At 72.9% G+C, this 19,068-nt stretch carries 19 protein-coding genes and 1 pseudogene; 13 read left to right on the forward strand and 7 right to left on the reverse strand.

From position 1 onward, the window contains the following. Nucleotides 1–24: 24 nt before the first annotated feature. The 4 genes and pseudogenes from VFZ92_RS07920 to VFZ92_RS07935 all read left to right on the forward strand — a co-directional run. Entirely contained in the window at nt 25–1,347 is a 1,323-nt protein-coding gene (locus VFZ92_RS07920; RefSeq protein ID WP_330875147.1) for an ABC transporter substrate-binding protein, read from the forward strand. A gap of 25 nt (nt 1,348–1,372) precedes the next feature. After that, nucleotides 1,373–2,242, forward strand: coding sequence for a sugar ABC transporter permease (locus VFZ92_RS07925; RefSeq protein WP_330875148.1), 870 nt, complete (start codon nt 1,373–1,375; stop codon nt 2,240–2,242). A gap of 227 nt (nt 2,243–2,469) precedes the next feature. Further along, nucleotides 2,470–3,138: a carbohydrate ABC transporter permease gene (locus VFZ92_RS07930; protein ID WP_330875179.1), complete on the forward strand. Its 669-nt coding sequence runs from the start codon at nt 2,470–2,472 to the stop codon at nt 3,136–3,138. Beyond that, nucleotides 3,120–3,806, forward strand: a pseudogene (locus tag VFZ92_RS07935) (alpha/beta fold hydrolase); the annotation flags it as partial. The gene VFZ92_RS07930 and the pseudogene VFZ92_RS07935, both read left to right, overlap by 19 nt. Here the strand turns inward: VFZ92_RS07935 and VFZ92_RS07940 are convergent. Genes VFZ92_RS07940 through hisD form a run of 3 tightly spaced genes read right to left on the reverse strand, consistent with a single transcriptional unit; the run spans nt 3,793 to nt 6,583 of the window. Then, entirely contained in the window at nt 3,793–4,527 is a 735-nt protein-coding gene (locus VFZ92_RS07940) for an HpcH/HpaI aldolase family protein (protein ID WP_330875149.1), read from the reverse strand. The pseudogene VFZ92_RS07935 and the gene VFZ92_RS07940 overlap by 14 nt on opposite strands. Then, complete coding sequence (locus VFZ92_RS07945; RefSeq protein ID WP_330875150.1) at nt 4,527–5,276, reverse strand: SDR family oxidoreductase; 750 nt, start codon at nt 5,274–5,276, stop codon at nt 4,527–4,529. Before VFZ92_RS07945 ends, VFZ92_RS07940 begins: the two co-directional genes overlap by 1 nt. Continuing rightward, entirely contained in the window at nt 5,273–6,583 is a 1,311-nt protein-coding gene (hisD, locus tag VFZ92_RS07950) for a histidinol dehydrogenase (protein ID WP_330875151.1), read from the reverse strand. The genes VFZ92_RS07945 and hisD overlap by 4 nt, the downstream gene beginning before the upstream one ends. A gap of 122 nt (nt 6,584–6,705) precedes the next feature. Here hisD and VFZ92_RS07955 point away from each other — a divergent pair, with 122 nt between their 5' ends. The 4 genes from VFZ92_RS07955 to VFZ92_RS07970 all read left to right on the forward strand — a co-directional run bounded on the left by VFZ92_RS07955 (nt 6,706) and on the right by VFZ92_RS07970 (nt 10,810). Beyond that, nucleotides 6,706–7,701, forward strand: coding sequence for a LacI family DNA-binding transcriptional regulator (locus VFZ92_RS07955; RefSeq protein WP_330875152.1), 996 nt, complete (start codon nt 6,706–6,708; stop codon nt 7,699–7,701). Between the two features lie 116 nt (nt 7,702–7,817). After that, nucleotides 7,818–8,816: an ester cyclase gene (locus VFZ92_RS07960; RefSeq protein WP_330875153.1), complete on the forward strand. Its 999-nt coding sequence runs from the start codon at nt 7,818–7,820 to the stop codon at nt 8,814–8,816. A gap of 21 nt (nt 8,817–8,837) precedes the next feature. Beyond that, entirely contained in the window at nt 8,838–9,977 is a 1,140-nt protein-coding gene (locus VFZ92_RS07965; protein WP_330875154.1) for a hypothetical protein, read from the forward strand. A gap of 5 nt (nt 9,978–9,982) precedes the next feature. Further along, nucleotides 9,983–10,810 (forward strand): nitrilase-related carbon-nitrogen hydrolase, encoded by an 828-nt coding sequence (locus tag VFZ92_RS07970; RefSeq protein ID WP_330875155.1) that lies wholly within the window; start codon nt 9,983–9,985, stop codon nt 10,808–10,810. Between the two features lie 12 nt (nt 10,811–10,822). Here VFZ92_RS07970 and VFZ92_RS07975 read toward each other — a convergent pair whose 3' ends face one another. Continuing rightward, a complete protein-coding gene (locus tag VFZ92_RS07975; RefSeq protein WP_330875156.1) occupies nt 10,823–11,956 on the reverse strand; it encodes a hypothetical protein in 1,134 nt (377 codons plus the stop codon). Between the two features lie 331 nt (nt 11,957–12,287). On the opposite strand from VFZ92_RS07975, the gene VFZ92_RS07980 reads away from it, so the two are divergent. After that, nucleotides 12,288–12,749, forward strand: coding sequence for a hypothetical protein (locus VFZ92_RS07980; RefSeq protein ID WP_330875157.1), 462 nt, complete (start codon nt 12,288–12,290; stop codon nt 12,747–12,749). Nucleotides 12,750–12,798: 49 nt separating this feature from the next. Here VFZ92_RS07980 and VFZ92_RS07985 read toward each other — a convergent pair whose 3' ends face one another. Continuing rightward, on the reverse strand, nt 12,799–13,959 hold the full coding sequence (locus VFZ92_RS07985) for an alpha/beta hydrolase (RefSeq protein ID WP_330875158.1): 1,161 nt from the start codon (nt 13,957–13,959) through the stop codon (nt 12,799–12,801). 239 nt (nt 13,960–14,198) lie between these two features. On the opposite strand from VFZ92_RS07985, the gene VFZ92_RS07990 reads away from it, so the two are divergent. The 3 genes from VFZ92_RS07990 to VFZ92_RS08000 all read left to right on the forward strand — a co-directional run bounded on the left by VFZ92_RS07990 (nt 14,199) and on the right by VFZ92_RS08000 (nt 16,365). Then, nucleotides 14,199–15,047: an LLM class F420-dependent oxidoreductase gene (locus tag VFZ92_RS07990; RefSeq protein ID WP_330875159.1), complete on the forward strand. Its 849-nt coding sequence runs from the start codon at nt 14,199–14,201 to the stop codon at nt 15,045–15,047. A gap of 235 nt (nt 15,048–15,282) precedes the next feature. Beyond that, nucleotides 15,283–15,900 (forward strand): TetR/AcrR family transcriptional regulator, encoded by a 618-nt coding sequence (locus VFZ92_RS07995; protein WP_330875160.1) that lies wholly within the window; start codon nt 15,283–15,285, stop codon nt 15,898–15,900. A gap of 33 nt (nt 15,901–15,933) precedes the next feature. Next, on the forward strand, nt 15,934–16,365 hold the full coding sequence (locus tag VFZ92_RS08000; protein WP_330875161.1) for a hypothetical protein: 432 nt from the start codon (nt 15,934–15,936) through the stop codon (nt 16,363–16,365). A 36-nt stretch (nt 16,366–16,401) separates the two neighbouring features. On the opposite strand, the gene VFZ92_RS08005 is transcribed toward VFZ92_RS08000, so the two are convergent. Next, nucleotides 16,402–17,421: an NADP-dependent oxidoreductase gene (locus VFZ92_RS08005; protein WP_330875162.1), complete on the reverse strand. Its 1,020-nt coding sequence runs from the start codon at nt 17,419–17,421 to the stop codon at nt 16,402–16,404. Between the two features lie 129 nt (nt 17,422–17,550). Here VFZ92_RS08005 and VFZ92_RS08010 point away from each other — a divergent pair, with 129 nt between their 5' ends. Next, a complete protein-coding gene (locus tag VFZ92_RS08010) occupies nt 17,551–18,375 on the forward strand; it encodes a helix-turn-helix transcriptional regulator (protein ID WP_330875163.1) in 825 nt (274 codons plus the stop codon). Nucleotides 18,376–18,430: 55 nt separating this feature from the next. On the opposite strand, the gene VFZ92_RS08015 is transcribed toward VFZ92_RS08010, so the two are convergent. Beyond that, nucleotides 18,431–19,024, reverse strand: a complete 594-nt coding sequence (locus VFZ92_RS08015; RefSeq protein ID WP_330875164.1) for a DUF4232 domain-containing protein — start codon at nt 19,022–19,024, stop codon at nt 18,431–18,433. Between the last annotated feature and the right edge of the window lie 44 nt (nt 19,025–19,068).

The following is a 19,068-nucleotide window of genomic DNA, read 5'->3' on the forward strand; positions in this document are numbered from 1 at the left end:
CCTTTGGACGGTAGGAGCCCCGCGATGCCCAAGCCCCGCACCACCGTGGTGATGAGAGCGCTCGCCACCACGATCTCCGCCGCCCTGCTGCTCTCGGCCTGCGGCGCGGGGTCCCGGACGTCCTCCTCGACCGCGGCCCAGGTCGAGTGCGACTTCCCCGCTCCGTCGAAGGCCACCTCGGTCAACGTGCTGGCCTACAACTCCTCCGCCATCGACCCGTTCACCAACACGATGGTGAAGAGCTGTTCGAAGAACCAGGTGACCGTCAAGCACGAGCCGATCGACTTCGGCGGCCAGGTGCAGAAGACCACCGCGACGCTCGCGGGCGACACCGGCACCTACGACGTCATCGAGACCTACGGCTTCATCATCCCCAAGTACGCCGGGGAGCAGAAGCTGAGGCCGCTCGACGAGTTCGTGGCCGAGTTCGACCAGGAGTACGGGCTCAGCGACATCAACAAGGCCATGCGGCAGGCCATGTCCTACGACGGCAAGCTCTACGGCCTGCCCATGCAGGCCCAGATGTACGTGATGGCCTACCGCAAGGACGTCTTCGAGTCGCTCGGCCTCAAGCCGCCGACGACCTTCGCCGAGCTGCGGGAGGTCGCGGGCAAGATCCAGCAGGCCGGGCAGATCAAGTACCCGGTCGCGCTGCCGCTGCTCGCCAGCTCCGACATCGCCACCGCCTACGACTCCGCGCTCGGCTCGCTCGGCGTCGACTACGTCGACGCGGCCACGATGACGCCGAACTTCGACAAGCCCGAGGCGGCCGAGGCGTTCGAGGAGCTGCGGTCGCTGGCCCCGTTCATGGACCCGCAGGTCACCACGTTCGACCAGCCCAGGGTGCAGCAGCAGATGTACAACGGGTCGGCGGCGGTCGCGATCATGTTCTCCGGCCGGATGAACGACCTGACCCAGACGTCCAACAGCAGGTTCGCCCAGCAGTTCGCGTTCGCGCCCCCGCCGTCGGTCGCGGGCGGCGACGTCCTCTACAACACCCTTTCGGTGGATGGCTGGTCGATCCCGACCAACGCCGCCGCCGATCCGAAGATGCTGTTCGAGATGATCGCCTCCTCGGTGAGCGCCGACGCGTCGAAGGCCTCCGTGCCCGCCGCGTACCCGGCGCGCGACGGCATCGTCACGCCCGGCAGCAGCCCGTACGCCGAGGCGGCGCAGGTGTCGATCGGCAAGGCCCCGCCCGCCGAGCCGCACCCGTGGACCTCCCGCATCAGCAACGACACCCGGACCGTGGTCGCGGACGTGGTGCTCGGCAACACGCCGGTGGCGGAGGGCACCGCGCAGATGCAGCAGATCGCCGTCAAGATCCTGGCCGAGTACGAGAAGTAGCGAATCCGGCAGCGAGGTGTCCGTCATGCGCAGACGAGAGTTCCTGGGGCTGATCGCCCCGAGCGTGCTGGTGATGGGGGCTCTGCTGGTCCTCCCGCTCTACCGGACGGTGGAGTGGAGCCTCCAGCGCGTGAACTACGGCGAGGCGGGCACCTTCGTCGGGCTCGACAACTACTCCGCGGCGCTGTCCGACCCGCGACTGGGTCGGGCGGTGCTGTTCACCGTCGGGCTGACGGCCGTGGTGGTCGCCACGCTGATCGTCGGCGGCTACCTGCTGGCGGTCATGGTCAACGGGCTGGGCCGGAGCAAGCCGTTCGTGCTCGGCTTCCTGCTGATCTCCTACGTGGTGCCCAACATCGTCGGGGCGACGATGTTCTCCTGGCTGTTCGACGCGAACTTCGGCGGGGTGGTCAACCACCTCGTGTCGGCGGTCACCGGTCACGAGGTGCTGTGGTTCATCGAGCCGTGGCCCAACCGGCTGGTGATCGCGCTCGACACGATCTGGTTCATGCTGCCGTTCTCGATGCTGGTGATCATCGCCGGTCTCCAGGGCGTGCCCTCGGAGGTCATCGAGGCGTCGCGGATCGACGGGGCGTCCACGTTCCGCACGCACTGGAGCGTGATCATCCCGAGCATCCGGGGCGTGCTCGGGTTCGTCGCGATCATCTCGATCATGGACGTGCTGCGGACGTTCGACCAGCTCGTCCCGCTCTCGCCGCAGGCGACGCAGATCGGCAACGAGTCGATCATGCTCTACATCTACAACGTCGCCTTCCAGGACGGCGGCCAGCAGCTCGGGCTCGGCAGCGCGATCAACGTGCTGCTGATCCTGCTCATCGTGATCCTGCTCTACCCCTTCATCCGCGGCATCGCCAAGGAGGCCAGGCAAGCATGACCACGCTGGAGAAGCAGGGTCCCGCGCTCGCGCCGTCCCGATCGGACGGTGCGCCGCCGTCGGCGAGGCGCCGTCCGCGCAGGTCCGCCAGCACCTACCTGGTCGGCGGGGTGCTGGTCCTCGTCTGCTGGGCGATGGTCAGCCCGGTGCTGTGGACCGCGATGGCGGTCACCAAACCGACCGACGTGGCGTTCCTGAACCCGCCGGTCTTCACCTACGAGCCCACGATGACGGCGTTCGTCGACCTCTGGCAGACCACGCTGTTCGCCGACTACCTGGTCAACACCCTGGTGGTCGCCGTCCTGAGCACGGTCGTCGCCCTGGTGATCGGGTTGCCCGCCGCGTACGCGCTGTCCCGCTTCCCGAGCTGGGTCAGCGCCGTGCTGCTCGTGCTGGCGCTGGTGTTCCGGGCGTTGCCGCGCTTCGCGGTCGTGCTGCCGATGTACGACATCTCCCGCGCCCTCGGCGTCTACGACACGACGTTCGCCGTGGCGGCGGCGCTCGTGGCGATCAACCAGCCTTTCACCATCTGGCTGCTGCGCAACTTCTTCGCCGAGATCCCGAAGGAGCTGGACGAGGCGGCCATGCTGGACGGGTGCGGGCGCCTCGCGACGCTGCGCCGGGTGATGATCCCGATGATGGGGCCCGGCATCCTCACGGCGGGGATCTTCGTGTTCCTGTTCGCGTTCCAGGAGTACCTGACCGCCAACATCCTCACCGACGTGTCCGCCCGCACCGTGCCGGTCTTCATCGCGACGCAGCTCGGCCAGACGCTGCCGATGCTCCAGCAGGCGGGCGCCGCGGCGATGCTGCTGACGCTGCCGGTCGTCGCGTTCGCGTTCATCGCGCAGCGGTACCTGGTCGCGGGCCTCAACAACGGTTCGGTCAAGGGGTGAGCGGGACCGACCCCCTGGTGCTGCTGCCCGGCATGAACTGCTCGCCGCGGCTGTGGCCGGACCTGCCCGCGCTCCACGGACGCCTGGACCACCCGACGGTCGACGGCTGCGTGGACGCGCTGCTGGCCGAGCTGCCGGAGCGGTTCGCGCTGGCCGGGCTGAGCCTCGGCGGGATCGTCGCGATGGCGCTCGTGCGCCGGGCGCCGTCACGGGTGGCGCGGCTGTGCCTGGTGTCGACGAACGCGCGGGCCCCCACCCCGGAGCAGCGGGGGGCGTGGACCGCCCAGCGCGCCGCCCTCGCCGCCGGGGCCACCGCGCGCGACCTGCAACGCGACCTGCTCCCCGTCCTGCTGCACGCCCGCACGCCCGCTCACGACGAGCGGGCGTTGGCGATGGCGGACGACGTGGGGGAGGAGTCGCTCGACCGGCAGCTGGCGATGCAGGCCACCCGTGTGGACGAGCGGCCGGGGCTGGCGGCGGTGCGGGTGCCGACGCTCGTGGTGGCGGCCGAGCACGACCGGCTGTGCCCCGTCGCGCGGCACGAGGAGATCCACGCGCTGGTGCCCGGTTCGCGGTTGGTCGTGCTGCCGGGCGTCGGGCACCTGGCGCCGGTCGAGGACCCCGCCGGGGTCGGCGGGGTCCTCGCCGAGTGGCTCACCGCAGGCTGAGCGCCCGGAACGTCTCCATCAGCACGTGCGCGACGTTGTGGACGACCACCTGCGCGCCGTCCGCGAACGCCTCGGCGGCGCCTGCCGCACCCGACGCGAGGTCGACGCGGACCACCGACGCGGTGCCGGGGTCGGCCCGCACCGCGGCCAGCAGGTCCGCCACGGACGGGTCGTCGGGGCCGCGCGCGGCGGCCAGGTCCGCGGTGCCCACCAGGTAGCCGTCGATCCCCGCGACGGCGACGATCGCCGCCGCGTCCCCGATCGCCGCGGGCGACTCCAGCATCGCGATCACCAGCGTCGACTCCGCCGCGGCGCGGTGGTCGGCCGCCGACACCGTGCCGAACCGGCCCGCGCGCGGGTAGGTGGCGAACCCCCGCGTGCCGCGCGGCGGGAAGCGCACGGCCCGCACCAGCGCCTCGGCGTCGGCCGCCGACTCGACGTGCGGGGCGACGATCCCCTGCGCGCCCTGGTCGAGCGCGCGCGCCGCGAGGTGGTGCTCGCCCTCGCCGATGCGCACCAGCACGGGCACGCCGTGCACCTGCGCCAGCGCGATGTGGTGCCGCAGCGAACCGACGTCGGCGGGCCCGTGCTCGCAGTCCACGAGCACGAAGTCCAGGCCCGCGACGGCGAGCATCTCGACGACGTCCTCCGACGGCATCCGCACCAGCGCGCCCGCGAGCTTCTCGCCCGCGCGCAGCCTGGCCTTGAGGGAGGCGGCCATCAGGCGACCATCCCGGCCGACAGGTCGACGTCGGAGCCGCACAGGCCCGGCATCGCGAGCATCGCGACGACCGCGGCGCCCACCTCGTCCTCGGTGATCATCCGACCGAGCGCGGCCCGCTGGACGAACTCGGCCCGCGCCTCGTCGACCGACGTGCCGGTCCTCTCGGCCTCCAACCGGAAGTTGCGGTCCATCCGCTCGCCGTGGACGGGGCCGGGGGACAGGGAGTTCACCCGGACCCCGAGCGGACCGACCTCGAAGGCGAGCGTGGTGGTCAGGCCGAGCACGGCCATCTTCGACGCGCAGTACGGCGTGCGGCGCGCGAGCGGGCGCTTGCCCGACACGGACGCCACGTTGATGACGTCCCCCTCGCCGCGCGCGATCATGCCGGGCAGGAACGCCCGGCACACCAGGTACGTACCGCGCACGTTCACGGCGAACACGTCGTCCCACTCGTCGGGCTCGACGTCGACCAGAGGGGCGACCGGCCCGGCCACCCCGGCGTTGTTGACCAGCACCGAGACCTCCTCGTCGCGCAGCCGCTCCGCGAGCGCGGCCACGGACGCCGGATCGGCCACGTCGCACACCTCGGCGCGGACGGCCGGGCCGAGCCGCTCCGCGGTGGCGCGCAACACCTCGGCCCGGCGGCCCGCGACGACGACCCGCGCGCCCGCCGCCACCAGGTGGGCCGCGACGGCCGCGCCCAGCCCGGTGCCGCCGCCGGTGACCAGGGCGGTGCGGCCGATCACGACAGCACCGCGTCGATCCAGTCGAACCCGTCGCCGCCGTGCTTCCACGCGCGCAGGTCGCCGGACCGGGCGTGGCCCTCGAACAGCTCCACCCTGGCGGCGCGCCCGCAGACCCGGCCGAGCGCGGCGCTGCTCGCGGGGTCGCGCACCTCCTGGTACGTCACGGTCTTGAGGTACTTGCCGACCCAGAGCCCGCCGGTGTAGCGGGCGGCGCCCATGGTGGGCAGCACGTGGTTGGTGCCGATCACCTTGTCCCCGTAGGACACGCACGTGCCCTCGCCGAGGAACAGCGCGCCGTAGTTCCGCATCCGGTCGAGCGCCCGGCGCGGCTCGGCGGTGAACACCTGGACGTGCTCGGAGGCGAGCGAGTCGGCGACGCGCCACATCTCGTCCTCGTCGTCGCAGACGACGATCCGGCCGTGGTCGCGCCACGCGGGTCCGGCCAGGTCGTTGGTCACCAGCCCCGGAAGCAGCCGTTCGACCAGGCGCAGCACCTCGGCCCCGAGCTCCGCCGACGTGGTCACGAGGACGGCGGGGGAGTCGGGGCCGTGCTCGGCCTGCGACAGCAGGTCCACGGCCACGGTCAGCGCGTCCGCCGTGCCGTCGGCGACCACCAGGATCTCCGTCGGCCCGGCGAACAGGTCGATGCCGACCTCGCCGAACAGCTGCCGCTTGGCCTCGGCCACGTAGGCGTTGCCGGGGCCCGCGATGAGGTCGACCGCCTCGATCGACTCCGTGCCCACGGCCATCGCCGCGACGGCCTGCACCCCGCCCAGCAGGTGGATCTCGTCGGCGCCCGCCATGCTCATCGCCGCGACCGTCGCGGCGGGGACCTCACCGCGGATCGGCGGGGTGCACGCGACCACCCGCGACACGCCCGCGGCCTTGGCCGTCACGATCGTCATGTGCGCGGACGCGGTCAGCGGGTACCGGCCACCGGGCACGTAGGCGCCCGCCGAGCCGACCGGGACGTGCCGGTGCCCGAGGAGGACGCCGGGCAGCGTCTCCACCTCCACGTCGCGCATCGACTCGCGCTGGACCGTCGCGAAGTGCCGCACCTGCTCCTGGACGAACGCGATGTCCTCGATCACCTGCTCGGGCAGCGAGGCCACCAGTCGCGCCACCTCGTCCTCGCCGAGGCGGAAGGACTCGGGCCGCCAGTCGTCGAAGGTGGCGGAGTACTCGCGCACCGCCGAATCGCCCCGGTCCCGGACGTCGGCGATGATCGCCGCGACGCGCTCGGCGACACCGGCGCCGGACCGGTCGCCCGCACTCGTCGGGATCGCCTTCTTCAGCTCGTGCGCCATGCGTCTCCACTTCGGTTAGCATACGTATGCCCGGCATTGAACCTGCGTGGGCGGGTCGCCGTCAAGGCGATGTCGGGACGAGGGCGGCGGCTATGCTGCGCCGATCCAGAGGAGGCGGGGGAATGATCACCAGTCGGGACGTGGCGAGGCTCGCCGGTGTTTCCCAGCCGACCGTCTCGCGGGCGCTGCGCGACGACCCCAAGGTCTCCGAGGCCACGAAGAAGCGCGTCCGCGACGCCGCCGTGGCGCTCGGGTACTCGACCAGCCCGATCGGCCGCGCGCTCGCCGTCGGCCGCTCGACCAGGGTCGGGCTCGTCGTGACCGACCTGGAGAACCAGTTCTACGGGCACGTGATCGCCCCGATGCACCGGGAGCTGGAGCGGCTGGGCTACGAGCTGGTGCTCATCACCGAGTCGTCGGAGAGCGGCCCGGTGACCGAGCACGTCATGGGCCACGGGCTGTGCGGCGTGGTGCTCGCGACCACGACGGTCGACTCGCTGCTCCCGGCCAGGCTGCGCGACCGGGGCGTGCCGTTCGTCTACTTCAACCGCACCGCGCAGAGCGTGCGGGCCGACTCCGTCACCGTCGACCCGGAGGCGGGCATCCGCGAGCTGCTGCGCGAGGTGATCGGCAGCGGGCACCGGCGGATCGGCGCGATCTTCGGGCCGCGCAACACCAGCACCGGCGAGCAGCGCGAGAACACCGTGCGCTCGGTCCTCGACGAGCACGGGCTGACCCTGGCCCACCGCGACGTCCTGCACGGCCCGTTCGACTTCGCGACCGGCTTCGAGGGGGCGCGGACCCTGCTGGACCGCGAGGACCCGCCCACGCTGGTGCTGTGCGGCAACGACGTCGTGGCGCTCGGCGCGCTGAACTCCGCGGCCGAGATGGGCGTCGCCGTGCCCGCCCAGGTGTCGATCGTCGGGTTCGACGACCTGCCGACGTCCGGCTGGGCGCTGATCAGGCTGAGCACCGTGGCCTACGACCTCGACGAGATGTCCCGCGAGGCGGCCCGGTTGATCGTCGCGCGCGTCGAGCAGCCGGACGCCCAGCCCCGGCACACCGTCTACCCGTCGCGCTACGTCGCGCGGGCGACCACGGGATCACCCCGCACCTGAGCCGCTCCCGCTCGGCACGGCGTCCACTTGTGGCATCAAATGCATACGTATACAGTCGAAAGCGTCCGCACGCGGGCGCCACGGTGGCCCGCTCCGCGCAAGGGGAGGACCAGTCCATGCCGCTCGACCCCGTCGCCTACCGCCCGTACGAGGACCCGGACGACTTCATCCGGGAGGTCACCGACCGGATCTGGGTGCAGCGCGACGTCTCGTACATCGTCGACAACTACGAGCCCGACTCGATCGTCCACGGCGGGCTCGGCACCGTCGTGGGCCGCGACGGGGTCATCGAGGGCAGCCTGATGCGGATCGCGGGCTCGCCCCAGCACATCGGCCAGGCCGAGGACGTGGTGTGGGAGGCGCGCGGCGACGACGCGTTCCTCAGCTCGCACCTGGTGTTCTCCAGCGACCCGTACCTGGTGAACGGCAAGCAGGTCCGCGTCCGCACGCGCACGATCGCCAACTGCCTCTACCGCAGGGGCCGGATGGTCGAGGAGTGGGTGGTGCGCGACGAACTGGCCACCTGCCTCCAGCGCGGCGAGGACCCCGACGAGGTCGCCCGCCGTCTCGCGTTCCGCAAGTACCAGGGCTCGATGCTCGAACCCGCCCCCGCCGACGTGCTCGCGGTGGGCGACAGCGGCCCCCGCCCGGACGACTTCCGCCCCGAGTGCGAGATGGTGCTGGAGTTCATCGAGGAGGTCTGGAACCAGCGGCGGCTGCACAGGCTCCCGGAGTTCGCCGTGCGGGACCTGTTCCTGCACACGATCGGCGACCAGACGATCGTCCGCGCCGACGGCTACCAGCGCGACCTGCTCTCGCTCGTGGCCCCGTTCCCGAGCGCGCGCTTCTCCGTGCGCGACGTGCAGACCAACCACTCCGAGCGGTACGCGGGCCTGCGCGTCGCGGTGATGTGGACGATGCACGGCACCTACCACGGCACTCCCGCCTTCGGACCCGCCACCGGCGCGCCGGTCGACCTGCTCGGCGTCTCGCAGTTCCTCGTGCAGGGCGGTCGGATCGTGCGCGAGGTGCGCGTGTTCGACGAGATCGCGCTGCGCGCCCAGATCAACGGCACCCGCGGCGACGGCGCGCTCGCCGAGCCCAACATCTACTGAGCACACGTGAGGACGGATCCCATGCGCAACACCGCTGTCCCGCCCGACGAGGTCGCTCGGCGCACCGTCCTGCGGTCCGACTGGGTGCCCTGCAAGGCGGCGTTCATCGACTGCCGGACCCCCGGCTCGGACCTCAAGGACAACTACTCGTTCATCGGCCCCGGCGTCTCGCAGAGCGCCGACCAGTTCGTGAACCTGCGCGAGCCGCACGGGTTCAACCTCGGCGCGGCCGGTATGCCCAACGGCGTCACGAACAGCCTGCACCTGCACTTCACCGCCGAGGTGTTCATCAACTTCGGCGGCGAGTACCAGCTCCGCTGGGGCGCCGACGGCACGCAGGGCGAGTACCGGTCGGTCGACGGCGACGTCATCTCGGTGCCGACGTGGATCTTCCGAGGGTTCACCAACGTCGGCGACGACGAGGGGATCCTGCTGACGGTGCTCGGTCGCGACGACACCGGCGGCATCATCTGGGGCCCGTCGGTGCTCCGCGAGGCCGCCGGGCACGGGCTGCACCTGACGGCGGACAACCGGTTGATCGACACCGTGCTCGGTGACGAGGTGCCGGAGGGCGTCGCGCTCGTGACGCCGATCAGCCAGGAGGAGATCGACGACCTCGACGCGTTCACGGTCGAGCAGTTCCGCACGCGCGTCACGCACACCGCCGACCGGACGTGGGCGCGCGAACCGTTCCTGTGCTCGCGCCTGCCCGGCGGTGGCGCCGAGCTGAGCCTCGTCATCGGGTACGGGCTGAGCGAGGACCGCCGGGCCGTGCCCCGCCTGCACGAGCCGCACGGGTTCTCGGTGGCGTGGCTGCGCGCGACGCCCGGCGAGGGCGTGCTGCGGCACCGCCACGACGAGACCCAGGTGCTCACGGCGAAGGCGGGCCGCTGGGCGGTCCGGCTCAACTCCGGGGCCGACGAGGTGGTCGTGGAGCTGGGCAGGCTCGACTCGCTGTCGGTGCCCGCGGGCGCCTGGCGGTCCATCACGCTGCTGGAGGGCGACGGGGAACTGCTCGTCGTCACCGGCGGCGACGGCCGGGCGGTGCTGGAGTGGGCGCCGGAGGTCGTGGACGCGGCCCGTGGAGCGGGCCGGGTGGTCGACCCCAACGGCTACGTGGCGCCCGCCGCGGTGCTCGTCACGGCGACCGAGGACGACTGAGACCCGTGGTGGTAGTGGCGACCTGCCAGATCCCCGCGGTGATCGGCTCGAACGACCACGGTCACCTCGTCGCGGCGGTGCGGGAGGCCGCGGCGCGGGGTGCCGGTCTGGTGGTGCTGCCGGAGCTGGCGGTCTGCGGCTACGCCTTCGGCACCGCCGCCGAGGCGCGGGCCGCCGCGCAGGACCTCGACGGGCCGACCGTGGCGCTCCTCCGCGCGCTGTCGCGGGAACTGGGCGTCGTGCTGGTGTGCGGCTTCGCGGAGCTGGGCGCCGACGGAGAGGTCTACAACGCCGCCGTCCTCGTCGAGGACGGCGGCGTGCGGCTGCGCTACCGCAAGGCGCACCTGTGGGGCCGCGAACCCGAGTTCTTCCGGGCGGGCGACCGGCCACCGGCCGTCGTGGACACCGCGGTCGGCCGGGTCGCGGTGGTGATCTGCTACGACCTGGAGTTCCCGGAGTGGACCCGGCTGGCGGCCCTGGCCGGGGCCGACGTCCTCGCCGTTCCGGCCAACTGGCCCCTGGACCCCCGGCCCGACGGCGAACGGGCGATCGAGGTCGTCAAGGCGCAGGCGGCGGCGGGCGTGAACCGGGTGCACGTGGTCGTCGCCGACCGCTGCGGGGAGGAGCGCGGTGTGCGCTGGATCGGCGGCAGCTTGATCTGCGCGGACACCGGCTACCTCCTCGCGGGTCCCGCCACGGCGACGGACGAGACCGCCGCCCCCGTCGTCCTGACCGCCGCACTCGACCCCGTCACGGCGCGGGACAAGTCGTTGGGTCCGCACAACGACGCGCTGCGCGACCGCAGGCCGGAGCTGTACCACCCGGACGGCTGACCACCTCCGGCGCTACGAGCGCGACCGCACGGCCAGGTACACGGCGCGGACGGCCAGCGTGCGTTCCACCTGTTCCACGACGGGCGCGAAGAACTGCTTGCGGTGCTCGGCGTCGCTCATCGAGATGACCGCGAAGTACATGCTCCCGAACCCGGCGAACAGGGTGGCGTTGCGCAGCAGCGCCACGGGAACGGTGGGCAGCCACCGCGCGTACGCCACCGGTCCGCCGATCCACTGCTCCGCGGTCTCGGGCAGCACCACGATCAGGCCGAGCACCACGAAGAACCCGAACAGCGCGAACCCGACCACCGCGGCCTGGACGAGCTGGCGCAGGGCGAGCATCAGCAGCAGGTTGCGCAGCTGGCGACCGGTCAGCTTCCCGGCCTCCACCGGTTCGGTGGGCGACACCCCCGCCAGCGGGGTGCCCTCGCACGCGGCCGACAGCACCGAGGGGCTCAGGTCGTGCTCCACGCGGCCGATCTCCTCGCGCAGGCGGGCCGCCGCGGCGAGCACCGTGAGCGCCACGAACAGCGCGACGATCAGGCTGAGCCGCGGCCAGTCGAGCCGGTTCATCGCCTGCCACAGCTCACCGGTGAAGAAGAGGAACAGCGTCACGAACAGCAGCGGCGGCAGCGCCCGGCCCAGCAGGTTCACGCTGGTGCGCAGGTCCTGCACCGTGTGGCGCACGGCGGCCTTCAGCAGCGGCACGAGCCCGTAGGTCGCGCCGAGCCCCGTCGCGGCGAACATCCCGGCGAAGAAGAGGGCGAGCTGCACCGGATCGCTGTCCGGGGTGTCCTCGATGGCCTCCTGGAGGACCGGCACCACCACGGGCACCAGGGCGTAGCCGACGAGGACCGCGATCGTGCGGTTGCGGGTGAAGACGGGCATCCGCCGCACGAACAGCGACAGCACGGCCGACACGGCGACCGTGCTGGCCAGGATCACCCCGAGCAGCACCCACCGCCCGTAGCCCGCGGCACCGAGGGGCACCAGCCACACGAGGCTGGCCACGGCGACGAACGCGAGCGTCGGCAACATCCTCAGCAGCACGTGCGAGAAGAACCCGTAGCCCTCGATCATCGTCGGCGCGCCCTGCTGGACGAACCACCGCTCGGTCCGCCGCACCAGGGGCTGCGGAGCCGTCATGCGCCGGAACACCCACCGCTCGTGCCGCCGCGTGGACGCGACCCCACCTCATCGTTCACGGCGCCAAGATAGCGATCTTCGAGCCGGTGCCGCCCAACAGGTCCCGCGGTCACGGCGTTGGTCCTCGCCGTCGCGTCCGGGGACCGGACCACCGGCCGGTCGCCACCGCGGACCCGACCCCCTGGGCGCGGGCTCCGCGATTCTGCGCGGATTGGGCGGGTGCTGGATCCACGGCCGCGAGGGTGTTGTCACGGCCGCTCGGACGCGGCGGACCCGGACACCGGCGAGAGCTGGTCGAACGGGTGAACCCCACGCGCGAAAAGAGGATGAGGTGAAGGCAATCAGAACGGCACTGGTCGCGGTGGCGACGCTGTTCGCCCTGGGCTCGACGGTGCTCGTCACCGTGCCCGCGGCGTCCGCCGGAACAGCGACGACGTCAGCCGTGGCACCGGAAGTGGCACCTCCCGCCCCGATGGCCACCCCGGCGGGCTGCGACGGTTTCAACCTGCCGAGCGCCACCCCGGTCTACTTCGCGAGCTACGACCCGTGGCTGGGGTTCAACGCCTGCACCCAGTGCGACTGGGACGCGACGTTGATGGCGTCCTTCGGCTACCGCACCTGGTGCTGGGAGACCGTCCGCGACGGCCAGCGAGCCGAGCTGTGGCTCGGATCGATCGTCCAGCTCGGCGGTGCCGGGGAAGTGGAGCGGTTCACCAGGGCCACCGAGGACCAACTGGCGGACCTCCGTCGCGCCGCCGCCGACGGCCGCGGGGAGCACCTGGGCGCCCGGTGAGGTCGAGCGCCTGCTCAGGACGTCCCCGGCCGTCCCGAGCAGGCGCCTCCTACTCGCAGGTCGCGGGTGCCACGGAGCAGAACTTCAGCTCCGGGTAGCGGGACGAGGGTCCGTTCAGCAGGCGTCGCGGCTCGCCGCGCAGGTGCTCGTCGAAGAAGGCCCCGGTGTAGGCCCTCGTGATCGCCGAGACGCGGGTCGCGGGCAGTGCGGCGCCGGTGTCGAGGCCGAGCTGTTCGGCCAGCAGGCCGACGTCGGTGAACGAGGCGTGCACGGCACCCGTCACGACGAGCCAGCGCTTCCACCCGGTCAGGTGCTGCCAGTCGCGCTCCCAGCTCGCGGCGGCGCCGCCGGTGCCGGGGGTGTACTGCGCCTCCCTGCCCAGGAAGAGGAACGGCCGCGGCAGGCCGCTGTCCGGGATCGCGGTCTGGGTGGTGCCGTCGACGTCGATCCCGGCCCGCAGCCGAGGGTCGGCCAGCAGGGCGGTGATGGTGCTCGCGCCTCCCGCGGAGTGGCCCGCCATCGCGATCCGGGACGGGTCGATCAGCCGGGCACCCCGCCACGCCGGGTCCGGACCGGTCAGCTCGTCGAGCACGAACGAGACGTCGGCCGCCCGGCCCGCCCCCAGCGCGTCCCAGAACGCCGGGTCGTGCGGGACCTCGCAGGACGCGCACGTGGTGACCCGCCCGTCGGGGAAGCTCGTGCCGACGCTCTCGTACGTGTGGTCGACCGCCGCCACCACGTAGCCGTGGCTCGCGAGGTCCTCGGCCAGCGAGGTGAGCGTGGCGCGGGACTTGGTGTAGCCGGGTGAGAGCACGACGAGCGGCAGCCCGTGCCACCGCCCGGCGGGCGGGGCGTCGGCGACGGCGTTGGTCCGCGTCGTGCTCAGCACGTCGAGCGGCACGCCGGTGATCCCGCCGTCCGCCAGCAGGAGTTCCGACTCCTCCGGCGTCATGTACCGGGCTCGCGGCCCGGCCGAGGACGACGCCGGGTACCAGAGGCTGACCATCAGCTCCCGCGCCCCGGCCTCGGGGACCCAGGGGTCGGGGCGGGAGGTGTCCGTCAGGTGCAGCGAGGTCGTGCCGACCGGGTGGCGGCCGGTCGGTTCGGGCAGGTGCGGCGCGGTCGCGGGCGTGGCCGCCGCGGACGTCGTGACGGTGAGGAGTCCGACGACGGCGGCGGCACCGCCGTGCCGGATGAGGCGTTGGAACACGGTTCGGGTCCCCCTGGGATCGGTTCGGTCGGGCGCCGCGAACGCTAGGCGCGCCCGCGGGTCCGCCGCGTCGGTCGGCCGGGGCATTTCCGGTACCGCGTCGGGATGACGTCGGGGTTCCGTCATCCTCGCGGCGTAGTCGACGGCCGTTGACCGAAACGAGAACGTGTTCTAGTTTGAGGGCGTCGCCCGGACGGCCGACCACCGGTGGGCCGACAGCGCGAGAGGCGGGGCACCCCATGCGGCACGGCATCGTCCTGTTCACCAGCGACCGCGGGATCACGCCGAGCGCCGCGGCGAGAGCGGCCGAGGCCGCGGGGTTCGACAGCTTCTCCGTGCCGGAGCACACGCACATCCCGGTCAGGCGGGAGGCCGTCCACCCCGGAACCGGCGACCGGACGCTGCCCGACGACCGCTACTCGCGCACGCTCGACCCGTGGGTCAGCCTGGCGACCGCCGCGACCGCGACGAGCCGCATCCGCCTGGCCACCGCGGTCGCGCTGCCCGTGGAGTCCGACCCGATCACGCTGGCGAAGACGATCGCGACGCTGGACCACCTCTCGGGCGGCCGGGTCACGCTCGGCGCGGGTTTCGGCTGGAACACCGACGAACTCGCCGACCACCACGTGCCCGCGGGGAAGCGGCGCTCGGTGCTGCGGGAGTACGTCGAGGCGATGCGGGCGCTGTGGACGCAGGAGGAGGCCTCCTACGCGGGCGAGTTCGTGAGCTTCGGGGCCTGCTGGGCGTACCCCAAGCCGGTGCAGCGGCACATCCCCCTGGTGATCGGCGCGGGCGGTGGGCCGAGGACGCTGGCGTGGATCGCGGCCAACGCCGACGGCTGGATGACCACGCCGACCGAGCGGGACGTGCCGGAGAAGATCGCGCGGCTGCGCGGGGAGTGGGCCGCCGCGGGTCGTGCGGGCTCACCGGAGGTGCACGTGCTGGCCACCGCGAAGCCGACCGCCGAACTGCTCGCGTCCTGGGAGGACGCCGGTGTCACGGAGGCGGTGTGGGGCCTGCCGGACCGGTCGCCCGAGGAGGTCGAGGCCTTCGTGGCCGGGCTCGCCGGACGGCTCGGGATCGGCTGAACCGACCGGGTCGGTCCACAGGGGACTCAACGGGCGTCGTCAACGCGACCACCACGCTCTCGCGGGTGCCGGGCGCCGGCCTCGCGGGCGTGCCGATCAGCGTCGTCGGCTCCTGCGCCGCCCCGTGCCCGCCGGGGATCGCGCTCGTCCCGCTCGGCGCGGTGCGCGTGGTGTTCGCCAGGGACGTGCGGCAGCTCCTTGTTTCGATACAGGTCTGCACTGTATTGTAATTGGCATGGGAATCGATGACCGCGCTCCCGGCAGACCGCGGAGCAGGGAGGCCGACGCGGCGATCCTGGACGCCGCGCTGGAGCTGCTGGTCGAGCGCGGCGCGGAGGCGGCCAGCATCGAGCAGGTCGCCCGGAGGGCCGGGGTCACCCGAGCCACGGTCTACCGGCGGTTCCCGGACAAGACCCGGCTCCTGGTCGCCGCGGTCGAGGCCGCCTACGGCAACCCCTCGCGGAGCCCGGAGATCCGCGACGTCGAGCAGCTGGTGGCCGGGTGGGGCCTCGTCCTCGCCGACCAGGGGCAGCGCCGTCTCCTGCGCCGCCTCTACGGGGCGATCGAGGACAACCCGGAACTCGCCCGCGCCTACCAGGACCGGTTCGGCCGCCACCGCGACGACGCCCGTCGTGCCGCGCTCGCCCGCGCCCGCGACCGGGGGCAGCTCCCCGCCGACAGCGATCCGGACGTCCTGCTGGACGTGCTCACCGGTGCGGTGTGGCAGCACCTGGCCGTCCGGCCGGACACCAGCACGGCGGACGAGGTCGAGGGGTACCTGCGCGCCGTGCTCCACCAGCTCGGCTACCGGCCCGACGCGGACCGGCGCCCGCCGGTCACGGGCGACCGGTAGCCCCCCGAACACCCGAGGACGAGGAGAAACGCCGTGCCCGCAGCCACCGTCGAAGCGCAGGAGCGAAGCAGGGCCTTCGCCCGCGTCATCGGCCCCTACGTCGCGACCTTCACCACCGTCTACGCGATCCGCCTCCCCGGAGGGCTGGACATCGTCGACGACCTGTTCGCCCAGCCCGCCCTGGTGCTGCTGCTCGGCGCCCTCATGCTCGGCGCGGGCCTGGTCGTCATCGGCGGCCACCGCAGCTGGCGCGGACCGCTCGCGGTCACCGTGTCGCTGTTCGGCTGGTTCGTCGCCCTGCGGGGGTTCCTGCTGATCGTCGCCCCGGCGGCGGTCGAGTCGGGCGCCCAGGCCACCCTGCTCTCGCCGACCGGGGTGGTCCTGGCCCGCGTCCTCTTCGGCGCGCTGGCCGTGATGGGCTTCCTGCTCACCTGCGCCGGGTGGTTCACCAAGCCGACCGCGTGAGCCCGCACCGGCGCGGTGGTCACCCGACGTCGGCGCCTACCCGATCCGCGCGATCATCTTCCCCGTCACGCGGCCGTGGAACATGTCCTGGAACGCGAACGGGATGGTCTCCAGCCCCTCGACGACGTGCTCGGCGTAGCGGGCCTCGCCGGACGCGACCGCCGGGGCCACCTCGGCGAGGAACTCCGGGTAGGCGTCGACGTGGTCGGGCACCGAGAAGCCGCGGACGGTGAGGTCCTTGTACAGCACGGCCCGCATCAGGTCCGGCAGGCGGTCCGGCCCCTCGAACCCGCCCGTCCGGGTGATCTGCGCCATGACGCCGCCCACCGCGAGCCGGGCGCCGGGGTTCAGGTGCGGCAGCAGCGCCGCCACCATGGGCGCGCCCACGTTCTCGTAGACCGTGTCGATCCCGTCGGGCACGGCGCGGGCCAGCTGCTCGGGGAAGTCCGGTGCCCGGTGGTCGACGGCGGCGTCCACACCCAGGTCCTCCAGGAGGTGGCGCGACTTCTCCGGCCCGCCCGCCACGCCCACGACCCGGAGACCCCTGAGCTTCCCGATCTGGGTGGCGGCCGAGCCGACGGCACCCGCCGCGGCGGTGACGACGAGCGTCCCTCCCGGCTTCGGCGTGACGATCCTGGTCAGCCCGACCCAGGCCGTGAGGCCCGTCATGCCCAGGATGCCGAGGTTCGCGGTCAGCGGCGCCGACCGGGGGTCGACCGGCCTGAGGTCGGAGCCGTCGGACACCGCGTACTCCTGCCACCCTGACGTGCTCGCGACGTGGTCGCCCACCGCGAACGCGGGGTGCTCGCTCGCCTCGACGACCGCGATCGTGAAGCCGAACACCAGGTCGCCGATGTCCAGCGCGGGCTGGTCGCTGTTGGCGTTGCCCATGATGATCCGGTTGTAGGGGTCGAGGGACACCAGGACGTTGCGCAGCAGCACCTGCCCCCGCGCCGGTACCGGCACCGGCCGCTCGACGACCTCGAAGTCACCCGGCCTCGGGTCTCCCTGCGGCCGGGCCGCCAGGACGATCCGCCGGTTCACGCGCTTGCTCATGGAGGTTTCCTCTCGTGCGGCTTCCCCCTCCAGTAACCGCGCCGGGAGCGGATCCAGCCAGGGTGCCCGCGTTCCCCGGTTGTGGCAGCACCCCCTCGGGATCGGCTCCACGCGGGCACAATCGGTGGTGTGAGCGACAGGCGGAACCAGCTGGGGGAGTACCTGACCGCGCGCCGCGGGCTGGTCACGCCCGAGCGGGTGGGCATCCCCGGAGGCGGTAGGCGGCGGGTGCCGGGGCTGCGGCGCGAGGAGGTCGCGATGCTCGCGGGCATCAGCGCCGACTACTACCTCGGGCTGGAGCGCGGACGGGACCGCAACCCCTCCGTGCAGGTCCTGGAGTCCCTCGCCCGCGTGCTCCAGCTCGGTGACGAGGAACTGGCCCACCTGCTGGGCCTGGCCTCCGACAAACCCCGGCGCACGCGCCGCGAGCCGGTCGTGGAGACCGTGCCGCCCGGTGTCGCCGCCCTCGTGGCGAGCCTGCCGCACCCGGCGTTCGTCGAGGGCCGCTACTTCGACGTCCTGGCCTCGAACCCCGTGGCCGTCGCGCTCTCACCGCGCCTGCGGGTGGGCGGGAACCAGCTGCTCGACGTGTTCCTCGACCCGGAGGAGCGGGCGCTCTACCCGGACTGGGAGGGCACCACCGACTGCTACGTCTCCAGCCTCCGGCGGGCCATCGGGTCGGACACCGACGACCCGCGCCCCATCGAGCTGGTCGGGGAGCTGACCCTGGCCAGCGCCCGCTTCCGCGAACTGTGGAACAGGCACGACGTCAGCGTGCAGCGCGGTGCGTGGTACGTGATCGACCACCCTGGGGTCGGCCGGATGAAGCTCAACCGCGAACGGCTGGGCGTCAGCGGGAGCGCGGGTCCGCACGTGGTCGTCTTCCACGCGGAGGCCCACTCGCCGGAGGCCGACGCGCTGGAGCTGCTGAGGATGACGGCGCTCACGCCCTGAGCACCGTGCCACCCCCGACCCCTGCCGACCGCCCGGCCCGCTGTCGTCGCGGGGCTCAGCCCGCCTGGGCGACGGCGGCACCGACGTAGGTGCCGGGGTGCGTCGCGCCGTCCTGGAGCACCACGTTGCCGAGCGTCCACACGAAGGCCTGCGTGTCGGTCGTGTTCGGCGGCGTGACCTGCAGCGAGGAGACCTCCCAGCCGGACGCGTCGGTCGTGGGCAGGTACGTGAGGTAGCTGGTCGCCGCCGTGCCGGGCGCCAGCGTCAGCGGCACCACCGGGTCGTCGGTGCGGCTGAGGTCCCACGTCCTGCCGTCGGCACCGCCCAGCCGCACGCCGGGGAAGCCGCGCAGGACGCAGTCGGTCGCCCCGGAGTTCACCATCGTCAGCGCCACCCTCGACTGCGTCCTGTCCGACGGCAGCGGCTCCCCGACCGTCACGGTGACCTGCCGGCAGTCCTGCGCCGAGGTGGACCCGGCGGTGCCGCCGGTGAGCGCCTTGGCGCCGCTGGTGGGGGTGGAGGAGGTGGCGCTCGGCCCGTGGGTCCGGCCGCCACCGCTCGACGCACCCGTGGAGCAGGCCGACACGGCGGCGACGGCCGCCACGGCCACGATCGCGGCGGAACCCCTGACAACCATCGTGCTGCGCATGGCACATCCCCTTTGAGCGTCGTGATCGAACCTGTGCGGGAGAA

It is taken from the genome of Umezawaea sp. (assembly GCF_036375055.1).
Lineage (GTDB): Bacteria > Actinomycetota > Actinomycetes > Mycobacteriales > Pseudonocardiaceae > Umezawaea.